Origin of the sequence: Streptococcus sinensis (assembly GCF_000767835.1) — a bacterium.
GTDB lineage: Bacteria > Bacillota > Bacilli > Lactobacillales > Streptococcaceae > Streptococcus > Streptococcus sinensis.
The window spans coordinates 50,408-66,927 of the sequence record NZ_JPEN01000103.1 but is presented as its reverse complement, the minus strand read 5'-3'; the positions used below and the strand labels follow the sequence as shown (position 1 = coordinate 66,927).

Annotated in this window: 15 protein-coding genes and 1 CRISPR repeat array; of the genes, 2 read left to right on the top strand and 13 right to left on the bottom strand. The window is 39.0% G+C overall.

The genetic code is table 11. The features are described 5' to 3' along the window. The 4 genes from deoD to rpiA form a co-directional block, all read right to left on the bottom strand. Entirely contained in the window at positions 1-708 is a 708-nt protein-coding gene (deoD, locus tag SSIN_RS08890) for a purine-nucleoside phosphorylase (protein ID WP_015604594.1), read from the bottom strand. A 341-nt stretch (positions 709-1,049) separates the two neighbouring features. Beyond that, positions 1,050-1,862 (bottom strand): purine-nucleoside phosphorylase, encoded by an 813-nt coding sequence (locus SSIN_RS08885; RefSeq protein ID WP_037618061.1) that lies wholly within the window; start codon positions 1,860-1,862, stop codon positions 1,050-1,052. A gap of 29 nt (positions 1,863-1,891) precedes the next feature. Next, entirely contained in the window at positions 1,892-3,103 is a 1,212-nt protein-coding gene (locus SSIN_RS08880) for a phosphopentomutase (RefSeq protein WP_037618059.1), read from the bottom strand. Between the two features lie 13 nt (positions 3,104-3,116). Beyond that, the gene (rpiA, locus tag SSIN_RS08875) at positions 3,117-3,794 is read right to left on the bottom strand and encodes a ribose-5-phosphate isomerase RpiA (RefSeq protein WP_037618057.1); all 678 of its coding nucleotides are present in this window, start codon (positions 3,792-3,794) and stop codon (positions 3,117-3,119) included. Positions 3,795-3,992: 198 nt separating this feature from the next. Here rpiA and mnmE point away from each other — a divergent pair, with 198 nt between their 5' ends. Both mnmE and SSIN_RS08865 read left to right on the top strand, forming a co-directional pair. Continuing rightward, the gene (gene mnmE, locus SSIN_RS08870; RefSeq protein ID WP_037618056.1) at positions 3,993-5,366 is read left to right on the top strand and encodes a tRNA uridine-5-carboxymethylaminomethyl(34) synthesis GTPase MnmE; all 1,374 of its coding nucleotides are present in this window, start codon (positions 3,993-3,995) and stop codon (positions 5,364-5,366) included. Position 5,367: 1 nt separating this feature from the next. Continuing rightward, positions 5,368-5,553: a hypothetical protein gene (locus tag SSIN_RS08865; protein WP_037618054.1), complete on the top strand. Its 186-nt coding sequence runs from the start codon at positions 5,368-5,370 to the stop codon at positions 5,551-5,553. 107 nt (positions 5,554-5,660) lie between these two features. Here SSIN_RS08865 and SSIN_RS08860 read toward each other — a convergent pair whose 3' ends face one another. The 9 genes from SSIN_RS08860 to SSIN_RS10610 form a co-directional block, all read right to left on the bottom strand. After that, entirely contained in the window at positions 5,661-6,326 is a 666-nt protein-coding gene (locus tag SSIN_RS08860) for an ABC transporter ATP-binding protein (protein WP_037618052.1), read from the bottom strand. Then, positions 6,327-7,388 carry an ABC transporter permease gene (locus SSIN_RS08855; protein ID WP_037618050.1) on the bottom strand — a complete coding sequence of 354 codons (1,062 nt, stop codon included), beginning with the start codon at positions 7,386-7,388 and terminating at the stop codon, positions 6,327-6,329. It lies immediately after the preceding gene. Positions 7,389-7,651: 263 nt separating this feature from the next. After that, on the bottom strand, positions 7,652-8,107 hold the full coding sequence (locus SSIN_RS08850; protein WP_037618048.1) for an SP_0198 family lipoprotein: 456 nt from the start codon (positions 8,105-8,107) through the stop codon (positions 7,652-7,654). Between the two features lie 164 nt (positions 8,108-8,271). Further along, on the bottom strand, positions 8,272-8,658 hold the full coding sequence (locus SSIN_RS08845; protein ID WP_037618046.1) for a YbgA family protein: 387 nt from the start codon (positions 8,656-8,658) through the stop codon (positions 8,272-8,274). A gap of 135 nt (positions 8,659-8,793) precedes the next feature. Next, a CRISPR array of direct repeats spans positions 8,794-10,280; the repeat unit is 36 nt; unit sequence GTTGTACAGTTACTTAAATCTTGAGAGTACAAAAAC. A 70-nt stretch (positions 10,281-10,350) separates the two neighbouring features. Then, positions 10,351-11,394, bottom strand: a complete 1,044-nt coding sequence (gene csn2-St, locus SSIN_RS08840; protein WP_037618043.1) for a CRISPR-associated protein Csn2-St — start codon at positions 11,392-11,394, stop codon at positions 10,351-10,353. After that, a complete protein-coding gene (cas2, locus tag SSIN_RS08835; RefSeq protein ID WP_037618041.1) occupies positions 11,391-11,714 on the bottom strand; it encodes a CRISPR-associated endonuclease Cas2 in 324 nt (107 codons plus the stop codon). The genes csn2-St and cas2 overlap by 4 nt, the downstream gene beginning before the upstream one ends. Position 11,715: 1 nt before the next feature. Continuing rightward, a complete protein-coding gene (gene cas1, locus SSIN_RS08830) occupies positions 11,716-12,627 on the bottom strand; it encodes a type II CRISPR-associated endonuclease Cas1 (RefSeq protein WP_037618039.1) in 912 nt (303 codons plus the stop codon). A 172-nt stretch (positions 12,628-12,799) separates the two neighbouring features. Continuing rightward, the gene (gene cas9, locus SSIN_RS08825) at positions 12,800-16,168 is read right to left on the bottom strand and encodes a type II CRISPR RNA-guided endonuclease Cas9 (RefSeq protein ID WP_037618037.1); all 3,369 of its coding nucleotides are present in this window, start codon (positions 16,166-16,168) and stop codon (positions 12,800-12,802) included. A gap of 129 nt (positions 16,169-16,297) precedes the next feature. Next, positions 16,298-16,462, bottom strand: a complete 165-nt coding sequence (locus SSIN_RS10610) for a hypothetical protein (protein ID WP_156956314.1) — start codon at positions 16,460-16,462, stop codon at positions 16,298-16,300. Positions 16,463-16,520 lie beyond the last annotated feature (58 nt).

The following is a 16,520-nucleotide window of genomic DNA, read 5'->3' as shown; positions in this document are numbered from 1 at the left end:
TTAATCAATCAAGGTTTCCAAACCAACCTTCATCATATCAGTGAAGGTATTTTGCCGTTCCTCTGCTGTCGTGTCTTCGTCAGGATTGACCAAGCTATCAGAAATAGTCATGATAGCCAGAGCATCTACTTGGTGCTGGGCAGCCAGATAGTAAAGTGCCGCAGCTTCCATTTCGACCGCTTTCACACCCCATTTACCCAGCTCGATATTTTTTTCAAAATAGTTGGAATAGAAGACGTCTGATGACAAAACATTTCCGACATGGGTCGTCATGCCTAGATCTTTAGCGATATGATAAGCCTTGTCCAGCAAGTCAAAGCTAGCAATCTGCGGAAAATCATACTGAGGCCAGTCATTGCGGATAATGTTTGAGTTGGTCGCAGCCGCTTGAGCCAGAACCAATTCACGAACGTGAACATCTGCATTGAGCGAACCAGCCGTTCCCACACGAATTAGCTTTTTCACTCCGTAGTCCACAATCAGCTCACGTGCATAGATGGAAATCGATGGCATTCCCATCCCTGTTCCCATGACAGAAACCCGCTGACCCTTATATGTCCCGGTATAGCCGAACATGTTCCGAACTTCATTGAAGCAGACTGCATCTTCTAGGAAATTCTCCGCAATAAATTTAGCCCGCAGCGGATCGCCTGGCAAGAGAATTTTATCAGCAATCTCACCTTGTTTAGCAGCAATATGGATAGACATAGTTAAGATACCAAACCCGTCAAAAGCAAAGGGAAAATAGGAGATGGTCGCAGTGAGCGATGCTCGCAAGACCATCTATCTTTTTCCCACCGCTTTTAGGGTGGGTTCAATTCCTTTCTTTCTTAATTTTAATATTCCATAGAAAGACTAGCCCGAGTTCAATTCAAACTCAGACGCCCTTCCTTTCTGTGTTTATTTGAAAGATAGTTTTCCACTCGTGTTCACATCTGAACACCTCGCTCTACCTTTCCTTAGTTTAAATATTTACCAAATGTCATAGAAAGGTTAGCCCGAGTTCGTTTGAAACTCAGGCTCTCCCCTCTCTATGATGTTTTATTTTCTTACAATTCAGCAAGAATCGCTTTAAGTAGTCGTTTGAAATCACCTTTGACACGCTCTGTTACTTCAACCACTTCCTCATGATTGAGTTCTTCTTGGAAACCGGCAGCATGATTGGTAATGCATGAAATTCCGAGAACTTTCAAGCCTGAGTGGGCAGCCACGATGACTTCTGGAACAGTAGACATACCAACAGCATCTGCACCCATCGTCTTGTAAGCACGGATTTCAGCAGGTGTTTCATATGTTGGACCTGTAGCACCGAGGTAAACACCGTCTTCCAACTTGATGCCAAGCTTGTCAGCGACTTTATGCGCGATTTCACGGTATTCTGGAGTATAAGATTTAGACATATCAGGGAAACGTGGACCAAATTCATCCAAGTTTTCACCAATCAATGGGTTTTGACCAGTCATATTGATGTGGTCAGTGATCGCCATAAGCGTACCAGGACCATAGCCGATACCACCGGCAGCATTGGTAACGATAACACCTGTCGCACCGAGAGCCTTCATCACACGCACTGGAAAAGTAACGACTTCTAAAGGATTTCCTTCATAGAAGTGGAAACGGCCTTGCAGTGCCAAGACCTTACGACCTGCCAAATCTCCATAGACTAATTTACCAGCGTGGCCAACGACAGTTGAACGACCCCAGTTTGGAATATCTGCATAGTCAAGACTAACGGCATTTTCAATTTCAGAAGCCAACTCTCCCAAACCAGATCCCAAGATCAAGCCGAATTCAGGCTCTGTCATACCTTTTTCTTTTAAAAAGGCTGCTGTTGCTTTGATTTTTTCAGATAATGTTGTCATAAACTAATTTCCTCACTCTCTTATAGTGCTTATACCAATTTGTCCAAGAAGCTTTCACCAATCATAGCCTTGTCGACACCGAAGTTGTCCGCAACGGTTGCTGAAATGTCCGCAAAATGTCCGACAGGCAAGTGACCATTCCCCTTGAGGGATTTACCAAAGACCAAGAGCGGAATGTACTCACGAGTGTGGTCAGTTCCGGCGTAAGTCGGATCATTTCCATGGTCAGCGGTAATCATGAGCAAGTCATCCTCACGCATGTTTTCAATGATTTCTGGTAAGCGAGCGTCAAACTCCTGCAGACAATCACGATAGCCATGCGGATCGCGACGGTGGCCATAAAGAGCATCGAAGTCCACTAAGTTGGTAAATGAGAAACCATACTTGAAATCCTCAGACTGGATGGCCTTGACCAGATTGTCCACTCCATGATTGTTGGACTTGTTGTGGCCCATATCATGGTTGATACCAGCGCCATTGAAGATGTCATTAATTTTACCTACAGAATAGGTATCAATGCCTGCTTCATTAAGCTTGTCCAAAACAGTTGGTTCAAACGGAGAAACTGCATAGTCATGACGATTGGCTGTACGAGTGAAGTTGCCTGGCTCACCTACATAAGGGCGAGCAATGATGCGGCCTAGAAGCGCTGGCCGATCCAAAGTGATAGAGCGAGCGTATTCACAGATACGATAGAGCTCGTCCAAAGGAATAATCTCCTCATGAGCTGCAATCTGAAGCACCGGATCAGCTGAAGTGTAGATAATCAACTCGCCTGTTTCCATCTGACGAGGACCGTAGTCATCAATAACTGCCGTGCCAGAATAAGGTTTGTTCGCCTCACGAATAACTTTGCGCCCAGAAAATTCTTCAATCTTAGTCAAGATTTCCTCTGGGAAGCCATTCCAGAAAGTATCAAAAGGCTCAGTAATGTTCAGACCCATGATTTCCCAGTGGCCTGTCATTGTGTCTTTACCTAAAGAAACTTCTTCTAATTTAGTATAGTAACCACTTGGATTTTCCTCAGCTGGTACAGTTTTCAAGGCTTGCTCACGCTCGATATTGCCCAAGCCTAGCTTAGCCATATTTGGCACATCTAGGCCGACTGCTTTGGAAATATGTCCCAGAGTATCGGAAGCTCCATCTGGCACCCCTGCATTAACAAAATTGTTAGCATCTGGTGCTGCCCCAATACCAACTGAGTCCATGACTACCAAGTGAATACGATTAAATTTTGACATATAAACCTCTTTTCTAGTTGTCTGTTTCTAAAACCTTTACGCCACTTTGTCCTGCGACGATGACCTTGTTGACCATTTGATTGAAAAGTCCATGCTCAACAACGCCCACGATGTGGTCTAATTCTCGACCAAATTCGATTGGATTTTCGATCACCCCCAAATCCAAATCGATAATGAAATTCTGCATATCCGTTATAAAACGTTGGCCATTTTTTTCACGGAAACTCGGCTTGTAGCCTGCCTCAGCAAAGCGACGGAAAACTTGCTCCGCACCATATTGCACTACTTCAACCGGAAGCTTGAAGGCACCTAGTTTTTGAACCAGCTTGCTTTCATCAACCACCCAGATGTAGTCCTTGGTAGGTGTCGCAACAACTTTCTCCATCAGCAGGGCTCCGCCACCGCCTTTGATCCCGTTAAACTGAGAATCCACTTCATCAGCTCCATCAACGGTCACATCAACCTGATCCACTTCATCAATGGATTTCAGCGGAATGCCCAAGCCTTCTGCTTGCTTAGTGGTCACGCTAGAAGTCGTGACTGCAGTAATCCGCAGCCCCTCTTCTTTGATGCGACGACCAATTTCTTCAACAAAATAATAGGTAGTCGAACCTGTTCCCAGACCGACCACCATCCCATTTTCAACAAATTCAGCAGCCTTGATGCCTGCTAGTTTTTTTAGAGTTTCCATAGCACCTCCCAAAATCAACTATTTTAATTATATCATGATTCTTCGGAATATGAAAGTGTTTTCAGCCTTTTTAAGGTAGTTCATGCTTTACCATTCATACTTTTCATTAAAATGACCTAAAATCTTGCTCCCACTCCTTTTTTGCGTTACAATTAGAATAATTGATTCACTATTTATAGAAAATGCAGGGAATAAAAGATGATAACCAGAGAATTTGATACCATTGCTGCGATTTCGACGCCTCTTGGAGAAGGAGCTATCGGCATCGTCAGACTAAGTGGAACGGACAGCTTTGCTATTGCCCAAAAAATCTTTAAAGGCAAAGATCTAAGCAAAGTTGCCAGCCACACGCTCAACTACGGCCATATCGTTGATCCAGAAAAACAGGAAATCCTAGACGAGGTTATGGTCGGCGCTATGCGCTCTCCCAAGACTTTCACCCGTGAGGATATCATCGAAATCAACACCCACGGCGGAATTGCGGTCACCAATGAAATCCTGCAACTCGCCATCCGAGAAGGAGCTAGAATGGCAGAGCCAGGGGAATTCACCAAACGGGCCTTTCTCAATGGACGCATGGACCTGACTCAGGCTGAGGCAGTCATGGACATCATCCGAGCCAAGACTGATAAAGCCATGAATAACGCTGTCAAGCAACTGGACGGCTCTCTCTCTGATCTGATCAACAGCACCCGTCAGGAAATCCTCAACACATTGGCACAGGTTGAGGTCAATATCGACTATCCTGAGTACGACGATGTGGAAGAGATGACGACCCAACTCATGAGAGAAAAAACAGCTGAGTTCGAAGCATTGCTGAGCAGCCTTCTCAAAACTGCCCGCCGAGGAAAAATTCTCCGCGAAGGCATTTCTACAGCTATCATCGGTCGGCCAAATGTCGGTAAATCCAGCCTGCTCAATAATCTACTTCAAGAGGACAAAGCTATTGTAACCGACATCGAGGGAACGACTCGTGATGTGATTGAGGAGTATGTCAATATCAACGGCGTACCGCTCAAGCTTATTGATACGGCAGGTATTCGCGAGACAGATGATCTGGTAGAGCAGATTGGTGTTGAACGCTCTAGAAAAGCACTGCAGGAAGCTGATCTAGTCCTCCTAGTTCTCAATGCTAGTGAGCCCCTGACCGAGCAAGACCGCCAGTTGCTTGAAATCAGTAAAGACAGCAATCGTATTGTCCTACTTAACAAAACTGACCTCGAAGAAAAGATTGAGCTGGAGCAACTGCCTGCTGATGCTATCAAGATTTCCGTCCTCCACAATCAAAATATCGATAAGATCGAGGAGCGAATCAATCAACTCTTCTTTGAAAATGCCGGTATCGTCGAGCAAGATGCTACCTACTTGTCCAATGCTCGGCACATTTCCCTCATCGAAAAAGCCGTCGAAAGCCTACAAGCCGTCAACGAGGGTCTGGAATTGGGCATGCCAGTGGATCTTCTCCAAGTCGATTTGACTCGCACCTGGGAAATCCTCGGAGAAATCACAGGTGATGCCGCACCAGACGAACTCATCACCCAGCTCTTCAGCCAGTTTTGTTTAGGGAAATGATATGGGCATCACAGAATTTATCAAAGCAAAGAATCTAGGCGAATATCTAGAAAGTCGAAAGAATGAGCAAGTCAGAGATACCATCCAAAAACGTAGCTGGAAGGAGGCCTTCCTCAACAAAGCCCGCACCACAAAAATAAATCCTGAAAATTACGAAAAAGCGAAGAAAAAGAAGCACGGTTCTTGAAAAATAGAACCGTGTTTGTTTGTCTATTCAATCTAGCTGAGAATTCGCCTGATCATGAATCGTGGTACTCTCCTTGTCCCAAACTATTTTTCTGTTTGGGCACATCTTCATCGGACTTGAGTCAGCACTCCGTCTTGCATTTCATAGACCTTGTCAACCTCGTCCAGTAGGCGGGTATCATGGGTAATCATGACCACGCTCTTATTGAATTTCTGTGTTACTTCTTTGAGTAGATGGACCACGCACTTAGCCCGCTCTGTATCCAGACTAGCTGTCGGCTCATCAGCCAAGATAATATCTGGGCTATTGTAAAGCGCTCTGGCGATAGCAGCTCTCTGCCGTTCTCCGCCGGACAATTCTTTGGGATACTGCTTAAGCGTGTCTTTTAGATCTAGTAGCTCAATCAGACTGTCCAGATTTGTTCTTTCCTTTTTAGATAAGCGGTCAATCAGCTGAAACTGGTCTTCGATTTTCAGAAAAGGAATGAGATTGGAGGCCTGCAAAATAAAGCCAAAATCATTGAAACGCAGGGAAGCCCGCTCCTTTTCCTTGAGCTTAGAGGTATCTTTTCCATGCAGCAAAATCTGTCCATTTGATGGAGTTTGCAAGTGGCCCAGCAAGGTCAGAAAGGTTGTTTTTCCCGATCCTGACGGTCCAATAATAGCTACAAACTGCCCTGCTTCTAGTTGGAAATCAGTTGGCTTCAGGGCTTGGACCAGCGTATGCCCTTGACCATATTCTTTTGTAACCCCTTTTAGTTCTATAATCGCCATTTACTCACCTCCGATCGCTGTGATAGGGTCAATTGTCAGAACTCGGTGAATGGACAAGAGCCCGCCAGCCAGTGACATGAAAACAATCAGGACAATCAATCCAGCATAAGCTCGCCAGTCACTGTAAAAAGGAATAGAAGCCGGCAAGACTAGCTGGGTTCCCAAAAGAGCCAAGACAGCTAAGCTGATTCCCAGAGTGGACAGGATGAAAATCTGCCAGAAAATAGAAGCAATAATCTTTCCACTAGCAATCCCTTGGGCACGCATAATACCGTAAAGTTGAGTCTTCTGAATGGTGATGATGTACATGAAAATCCCCAATACTAAAAAGGTAATCAGAACCATGGCCCCAATCATAAAGGAAAAAGTCAGAACCTGAGGCTGATAACCAGGGATATTTTCTATAAAATCACTCATAGAGAGCTGACTAAGCCCAGTTTCTTCAATTTTTTGACTATCTTTGACCACAAGTGCGCTGATATTCTTAACCTGACTAGAGCCGTACTTTAATTCCCTGAAATCTTCCAACGTCATGAAGAGAACTGGCTGAGTTAAGAAGCTGTTATCCTCTGTGAAACCAACAACCTGATAAAGACGCTCACTGCCATTGAGCTGAAGCTGGTCGCCTAGTTTTACACCCTTTTGCTGCAGGCGCTTATCCGCAATAACTTCATAAGCAGTCTCAGCAGGACGTCCCTCAATAATGTCAGGCGCTAGAAAACTATTCCAAGAGAGACCAAAAATTTGAGCGTTGAGTTTATCCGTCCCATCTTCATAATTGGCCACTGCTGACGTTTGTCCCAAAGCAGCGATTGAGTCCCCCTGAAGCAGGCTATTATACTCCTCTTCCTTGAGAGTCGAAGCTACCAGATTCTTATTGGCGTACTCCGACAAGACGATCGACTCAGCCTGCCATTGGTCCAAAGCCAAGCGATTGAGTCTAGCCAAGCCGACAGAAAGACTGGATAAAAAGAAAACCATATAGGTAATGAGAAAGACCACAGCAACAACCATACGGTAACGTCCGCGACTGTAGACAATCTCTTTAAAAGCTAAAAACAAAGCTGTCCTCCTTTGAGATATTTAAGACCATTATATCATAAAGAAGCAAGCTAGAAAAACATATGAGACTAATAGTGACTAGATTCAGGCGAAAATCACTCATTCACTAAGTCAGAAACATTCCGTGAAAGAAAATCGTAAAATAAAAAGAAACAAGCACGGACTTCAGTTCATCTACCGAAGCTTGCCTTGTTTCTTTTCTCTAGGTTTCGACCGCTATCTGACCCGCTCCTTCTCTTATCCAGAGCAGATTGAAAATCGGCTTATTGCTTGCTAAAGGTCAGAGTATCTGGATCATCATCCAGTTCATCCACAATCAGCTGATTGCCATTTTGACGATAGCTTTTAACATCGTCACCGACAATCAATCTTTGATTAGCTGTATCTACTTGTACCTGCTTAATTTCCTTACTGCCATCTACCTCGGTTTCCGTCCAAGTACCAGTCTTACCATTAATTTCTAGGACATATTGGTCACCATCATAGTCGCTTGCCTGATAGCTTCCGTCTAGATTACTAGTCTGACCTTCATTGGATGAAGAAGTCTGACTAGAGGAAGATCCTGTCGAAGAGCTAGTTGATGACTGCGAAGTCTTGTTTTGCTCAGACTGGGTTGAAGTGGTATTTCCTCCCTGATTAGTATTGCCTGAACAAGCAGTCAATAGAACTGCGACTGTTAATGATAAGATTCCAGTAAAGGCTTTTTTTGAAATAGTCATATCGCTTTCTCCATTTTCTACATTTGTCTGTTTCGTTTGTCAATCATATAGCATTTTTTATTTAGAAATCAAAAATTCCCCAGCCCTATTGGACTGGAGATGTAGAATCTATTGCTTCTTCTAGAGAATTAACGCTAGTCATCTTCGATAGCCGAGCCTCACGCCTAATCACCAAATATCAACGTCGACTGCTGCAGGTAAGAATTGGGGTACTTTCGAAGCAAACCTTTTACAGCTTCTACCAAAGCCTCCTGCTCCACCTGACCTGCTTGGTATCGCTCTAAAAGTAGCATAAATTCTTCTTTTTCAGCTGAGCTAGCTTTTCTCTTAAAATAGCCCCAAACATGCTGAAAGGCGTTGCAGACCTGACCGCGGTTTTCAGGCAGGGCTACCGCCTGAACAATCAAGTCTTGTACATGTGTTGCTTCCACCAAGTCTCTTTTCAGATATTGGCGGATTTCAAGATAGATCTTGCTGGAATGACTGAGCACTAGATACTTATTTCTAGCCCAAAGAGTCTGACATTGGGAGATTTGGTTTACATTTTCCATGATTACTTTTCCTTCTAATCTTCACTTTCGAATTCTTCCAGAACCATCTACAACATTGCTTGTTCCCAGTCATAAAGTTAGCAAGACAAAAAGCCATTTTATGAGACCAGTACCAAGCCCGTTTAGCTTTCTTCTGTTGTACAGTTACTTAAATCTTGAGAGTACAAAAACGCTTTGATTCCCGCTTCGGCGGCAAAATTAGTTGTACAGTTACTTAAATCTTGAGAGTACAAAAACAAATGAACAAACAAAGAAAAAGGGCTAAACGTTGTACAGTTACTTAAATCTTGAGAGTACAAAAACTAGTTTCAACATTATAATTATCATATTTAAGTTGTACAGTTACTTAAATCTTGAGAGTACAAAAACTAGTTTCAACATTATAATTATCATATTTAAGTTGTACAGTTACTTAAATCTTGAGAGTACAAAAACTTTAGATTTACTATCATTTATTGACGTTGAAGTTGTACAGTTACTTAAATCTTGAGAGTACAAAAACTAAGTTATCATTAATATATTCAAAATTATTGTTGTACAGTTACTTAAATCTTGAGAGTACAAAAACCTCCTTTGTTATCTTTAATTATATTATATGTTGTACAGTTACTTAAATCTTGAGAGTACAAAAACTTGACCGAAAAGTTATAGCCTTCCTTGGAGTTGTACAGTTACTTAAATCTTGAGAGTACAAAAACTATAGATTCTGCAGGAATTGTAAAGGAAAGGGTTGTACAGTTACTTAAATCTTGAGAGTACAAAAACTGAATTACAAAAATTGTTGGCTTGTTTTCCGTTGTACAGTTACTTAAATCTTGAGAGTACAAAAACATACACGGGCGTTTTGGATTCCAAACTGTAGTTGTACAGTTACTTAAATCTTGAGAGTACAAAAACTTGTATTATTTAAATGTTTGATATTAGTTAGTTGTACAGTTACTTAAATCTTGAGAGTACAAAAACTACAAAAGCTTGATAGCCCCATTGCCACCAAGTTGTACAGTTACTTAAATCTTGAGAGTACAAAAACAAAGTTTCAAAAATATCTAAAGAAGCTAAAGTTGTACAGTTACTTAAATCTTGAGAGTACAAAAACAACTCCTCCCGCTTGTTTCTCTAGCCAATTGTTGTACAGTTACTTAAATCTTGAGAGTACAAAAACCTTCTTCTTTTAAATAAAGACTATCGGTATGTTGTACAGTTACTTAAATCTTGAGAGTACAAAAACGAGTTACGACAATAGTAGAAAGATTATAAGGTTGTACAGTTACTTAAATCTTGAGAGTACAAAAACTATAACTCTCTTTCTAATCATCATTTTTTTGTTGTACAGTTACTTAAATCTTGAGAGTACAAAAACAGAGTCAGGACTACCTATCAAATCAATTAGGTTGTACAGTTACTTAAATCTTGAGAGTACAAAAACATTTGTTTAATTGGTTCAGCTTTATCTAGGTTGTACAGTTACTTAAATCTTGAGAGTACAAAAACACTGAGTTAATTAGTGGATTTTTTACCATGTTGTACAGTTACTTAAATCTTGAGAGTACAAAAACATATTGGGTGATATAAATAAACACCATTTTGTTGTACAGTTACTTAAATCTTGAGAGTACAAAAACCTCAAATTAAAAAATTTTGCTTTTTGTACTCACATACTGATTATAGATTCTCCCAAAAAGCTTGTCAAGTCTAACTTTTTAAAAAGCTCATTAACAATGGATTGGCCATCTGCACTTTAAAATCAATAATTTTATCATATTGGTATAAGTTATTCATAATTTTTAAAGTAACCATATCATAAATCGAAAGGCTCATATGTTCCACATCAGAGCTAAACAAATAAGGAGAAATTTTTTGCAAGGAAATTAAAAATTCTTCTTCATTGGGAATCTCGTTGGATGGATAACGCTGTACAAAACTTTCATACATAAACCGAAATTCATAGTAATGCTCTATAAAACCAGAAATAATATTGACAAATTCCATATTTTCTCTGTTGATATAAAGGTAGCCTTCATTTGAAGGAAAAGAGATTACATAAATATTAGGAAATTTTTCTGTCATCATTTGGAGGTGCTCACAACACTTCACAAAAGATTGATAAGTCAGATAATCATCCATACTTCTTAAAAGCAAAATTATTTTCTGATTAGTTTTTAAAAGTGTCTCTTGCAACATTGCCAAGAATATTAAAAACTTGGTTTCATTTTCGACAAATTCAAAGGAAATATTTTTATCTCCCATTCCAAAATATGGAAGAAAATATTTTAAAATCAGTTGTTCTACATTCAGATAGACACTTTCAGTATGATAATCAATATCGCCAATTTGAAAATTGAGTTGCTTATTTACTATAGTCGATATTTGATCTAGTTTATCATTGATAAAATCAATTTGTTCTATCACTTCTAGGTTATCCAGTTTGGACTTTAAAAAATCAAATGCAACTGTTCCCTTTTTGTAATCCATCTGCTCAATCAAATCCTGAATATTTGAAATCGAAACAATCTTATACTCACTTCTTTTTATGATCATCTCTTCTGTACAAATTTCTGGCTCGCTCTGTTCAAAGAGTGTTAAGTCCTCTATGTTGTATTTTTTACCACCAAAATACCAGACTAATAATTGCCAAATATAATACTTCAACTGTTGGTCTTCACCAACAACCTGCGTAAATTTTCCAAAATTAATGGATAGATTTTCCTTATAAGGGTGCTTAAAATATAGTTTCATATGACTACCAACTTATTATCACTGACTACTTCTTCTTGTTTAGTTTTGCCACCAATGATTAGAACCATTTCAGAAAACTGTTTTTCCGTCACAGCCAGCAACCGAACATTTCCACTAGGTAAATTACTTTGTTTTAATTTCTTGTAGAATTTGCTAGCAAAACTACGATTAGGGCAAGTTCGATAATATACAGAAAACTGGAGCATTTCAAAACCATTTGCAATCAATTCTTTACGAAAATTACGGTAGGTTCGCTTTTCCTGATTAGTTTCCATAGGAAGATCAAAAAAACAAATCAATCTCATTGCTTCATACCTCATCTTATTTACTCCATTCCAAACTTGAGACGATTGGACAGTAAAATTTTGTTGTATCTTTATCCGCAATACATTTGATAAATCCCTTCACATATTTATCCATCGCTCCAGTCACAGTGCAATTTTCCTTGCCATAACGAATCTTTGCATTTAATAAATCCGTTAAAGCTAATCGGAATTCATATTTCAAATAGTCTTCTTCTCTTAAATGATGATAAACCCATACATCAATAATCTGCCTGAAAGGTTCCATCAGATCGTCTACCAGGTTAAATTGATTGTATTCGTTTTTATGAAAGATTCCAATCAAGGGATTCAATCCATAACCAGCTACAATCCTTGCCATTTGAGCTCTCATAATCGCATAACCATAATTTAAACCTGCATTGATAACATCAGCTTCCTGCTGAGTTACGCGCACAAATTTTTTACCAAATAATTCATTAAAATAAACTTTAGCTGCATGTCCTTCTCGATTAGTTTTATCACCTAGCTCAATATGATCTTTATAGTCAGCTAATAATTGAATACAATCTAAATCCTTCTCAAACATAGCTAGTACATCCTGCTGGTTGTTAATCTTGAAATAAGTAACAATTTGCCAGAGCTTGTCTTTTTGCTCCTGCGTCCAAAGCAATTGTTCTTGTAATCTCTTATAAGCTCTGAAATGCCCATTTTGAGAATGATAGATACCGGTTGGCAGATGCTCGTTGTCACAAACGACTAAAGCTATATTGTATTTACTTAGAGCACTCAGTAAACGAAGCGTTACAACTGTATCTCCTCCTTCCGCCACTATGATAGAAATATCACTCAAAGGAATGGTATATTCTTCTCCCATTTTCTTGATTAAGAGATTATCTAGTTTTAACCTCATTTTTTCACTTTGACATACATGTACAATTCTCCAAGTCATCAATTTCCCCTTTACAACACGAAAACACCCCGCCAAGAGACAGGGTGTTGATTTCGGCATGAAGCCTTATCTTTGTAGCTTCTGCAAGATTTAAGTAACTGTGTAAGGCGTCCCTTACAATTGCTATTATAATATATTGCAGAGCTATTTGCAACTCTTTTTAAAGATTATTTTAAAATTCGAGTTTTGGAGCATCACCCTCTTTTTTGATAAAACGTTTATTCCCTAAAACATCTGTTTGAACTTTGTAGATGGAGATATTCGCTTTGTTTAAACCTTTCAAGCACTGTCCTCCTTTAGCAACATTCCCAAATAAGGCCATTAGAGGCTGATTCCCCTCAAATTTAGCTTTATCATAGGGTTTCAATTCAACATAGTGTTTCGATGTATCGTTTCTTGAATTATAACGGAATAATTGTTGTTCGCTCTTTTCTAAATCTTTTATTAAAATCAAATCATTCTTATAGAGTGTAAATTTAAATTCTGATTCCTTGTGTACACCTTCTTTCTTTTTAATAACATTATACTTATCTAAAGATATTCTATATTTTCCACTTCCTTTTTCAAAAGATAAATCTGAATATTTTAATCCCATCAATTCATATATTTTCGTCTTATGATTAAAATAGACATCCGTACGCCAGGGTTTTAAAGATTGTAATATAACCTGATTCTCACTATTATCTGGGGTAATATCTATATGATTTCCTAATTTGTTATCATAGTATTTCAGACTCTTGATTTCCGGACCTTTTCCTTTTTTACTATATTTTCGAAGAGGACCATTTTCCTGTCTATATTTCTCAAAGGGATTGCAAGCAACTTCTTTTCCTTTTTCATTTATCTCCTTATCAGGATAAGTTTTTAAAATCTCCTCAATGACTTTTTCAAAGGTTATTGGATCCTTATGGTACATCAGGAATTTACTTTTATCCTTTTTATAAAGCTTTATGAAAGCGTCATAGCCCGTTTGAGTATATATGTCCTTAATCTTACCCAATACATAGGTTTCCTCCGACTTATCTTTACCCAACTTTGCTTTTCTTGTGGAATAAATTGTTGCATCAGAAATCTTACGATTATATTTTGAATCCACTTGATAGGAAAATAAAATACGATCTTCGAATTTTTTACTGCTTACCGTATCAACAAAATGATCATAAGGAGCTCTAAATACCAATTCTTTGTACTCATCGTCAGTCAATGAAATAATCTCCCCTGTTTCAGAATCCACAAATTGGTTTTCCTTGTACGAAATTAGAGGATTACCCTGCTTTTTCCAAAGTCTTAATTGGCTGGAAGCCGCGATAATTAATGCATCGACTGCATGATGGTGATAAGTTTCACGCGATTTGTCAATCCGCCACTTTCTTCTAAGTTGAGAAGTAAATTGTCCACGCACCACTGAAATCTTGGTATCAAAATCATTTAATTTATAAAAATCCTGAAGAGCATTTAAAACTACTCGAGAAGAATAGCGAGTATCAACTAGATTACGCTCAATAAATTTTTGTTTAACTTCAATTTTGTTAATGTCTTCCTCATTCAGCAAGTAATCTTTCTTTTTATTACTGAGTGCCCTGGCTCCTCTCACATAAGCTTTAAATTCTCGATAAGACCATGCATCATCCATACTATCCAGAGCTTGGAATGGTGTGCGCTGTCCTTTCTCTTGATTGGCTGTTGCTAAAACTAGTACCTTATTTGCTAAACTATCATCAAATGAAAGAGATAGTGGCAAAATATGATCAATCTCATATTTATATTGATTGTGAATTAAATCGCTGATTGGAATATTTTTTCCAGTATATAAACATTTTTCTCCCTGCTGATGCCAGAGTCGAATCTTTGTCGCCAATTCCTTATGCCCGTGAAAGACATTATCTGGTAGTTCTTTTTTTCCATTATATTGATGAGCTGCTTTTTCCATTGCAGCATTTTTCTCATCTTCATTGGCTTTTTGACGCTTCACATAGTCTTTCTTTGCATCCTCTTCATTATTTTCACGCGCCATTTCAATAACGATATTATCAAAGACACCATATTTCTTTGTAGCAAGATTAATGATTTTAATTGCTTGTCTGACTGATTTAGCAACTACTGGATTATAAATTTCGTCGGTCAATTCCTTCTCATCAATATACTTGGTTCGTTTAGATCTTGCCTTTGTTTTTTGTTTTCCCAATCGTGTAAGGATTGTCATTTGCTCTTCAGATGTTTCATACAGCTCTGGAATCAATTCCGTCATCAATTTGATTGAAAAATTATGCCAGCCTTTTCCAAACAAGGAACTATTAGACTTTCTAAATGAAACTAATTCAGCAATCTGATCTTGCTCAAATTCTCTTTTGATAAATGATACTTTAATCGCTTCTTCGATTCCTTCACGTTCCGTATTGAGTGTGAGGATATGAGCCAACTCATCTAAAACTTCTCTAGATAGTTTCTCAACATCGACCGTTTCCAATGTTTGCATTTTTCGATAAATATCAAAAGTATGCATTTCTGGTTTTTCACTTTTATCAATCCGATATCCCTTTATGTCCTCTACAGATCCGTCGACCAATTTTGCTATATACTTCAACAAAGTAGCAGCACCTAAAGTTTTAGCTCCTTTTGCATACTCAATAATTTGTCTCTTCTGCTCCTCACTAAGCTTCTTAGTTTCTGTTGGAACAGTCAGATTGTTCAAATCATTGAGTAAATTAAATTCCTGTGCCGTGTAAGAAGCTTTAGCAGCTCTGTATTCCTCTGGATAAAAGGTACATTTCCCAATCAAAATACCAAAAATATTATCCAAAGTTGTTCCATCTGTTCTGAAGCGTCCATAATCCGTACGAGACTTTTCATTCCCTGGTCCATGGTAATACTTACGTTTTCCAGTTAAAATCGTTAAATATGCCTGAATAAATTCATCAGTGATATCTTGATTATAGTCTTGCTGCTTTGTCAAGATTCGCTCTGCTTCTTTTTTATAAGCTGAGGTAGAAAACACATTAAGCAGACGGTGTTTTTCCCCATTTTCTTCAATAGTAAAATCACCTCGAACCTGTCCGTATTTCTCAAAACGTTCCAGCTGAATCTGTCCCGGTGTTTTATCTGCGAGCAGCTTTCTATTTTCTTCAACAGCCTTGCCATACTCTGAGGAAGAAGACTCACCATCTTCATTAGCATCGTCAAGATAACTAATCCCTCTCCTTTTGACAATATTTTTCAAAGCAATGAATAATTCTTCATTAGTTAATTTCTCATTTAATCCCTTAATGCGCAGTTCATATGGATTTAAATTGATGGATACTTTTGAAAAATCTGTTATAAGACCCGTATCACTAAACAAGTCAGCTAGGCGAACTTTTCGATGCTTTTTTCTGCGTCCTAGTCTCCGTCCTTGGCGAAAACCTCGTCTCTCTACATTGCTGTCAGCAGTAGCCGCTGGGAAAATCCGTGAACTAGCATGAATAATTTCACCAGTTTTTTTGTCTAAGATTCCGACACCGACGGAAGCCACACCGATATCTAATCCTAAAATTTTTCCGTTCATAACTCCACCTCATTAAACATTATATTAATATCATTGTAAACTTAAAAATTCAAAAATTCAATAGATTAATGAGGATTTTTGTTACTTTTTACTAAAAAACGCTACAGTATTTGCTGTAGCACTCATTTCTCATTCTTCTATATCTCCATATCTGCCGCTAGGAAGAGTGATACTAGGCTCATGACTCAGTAATGGCGGCAGGCCATCTGACTCCTTTCGACTGAAGACTTGCACTAACACCAGAAGAAAATGAGCTTGTTGTAGCTGCTCTAGACTGATTTGATGAACACCCACTTGTCCACGCTCCTCTTCAATTATTTCGCAAAAAGTGAGGCATTAAGGGTTCCGTGAC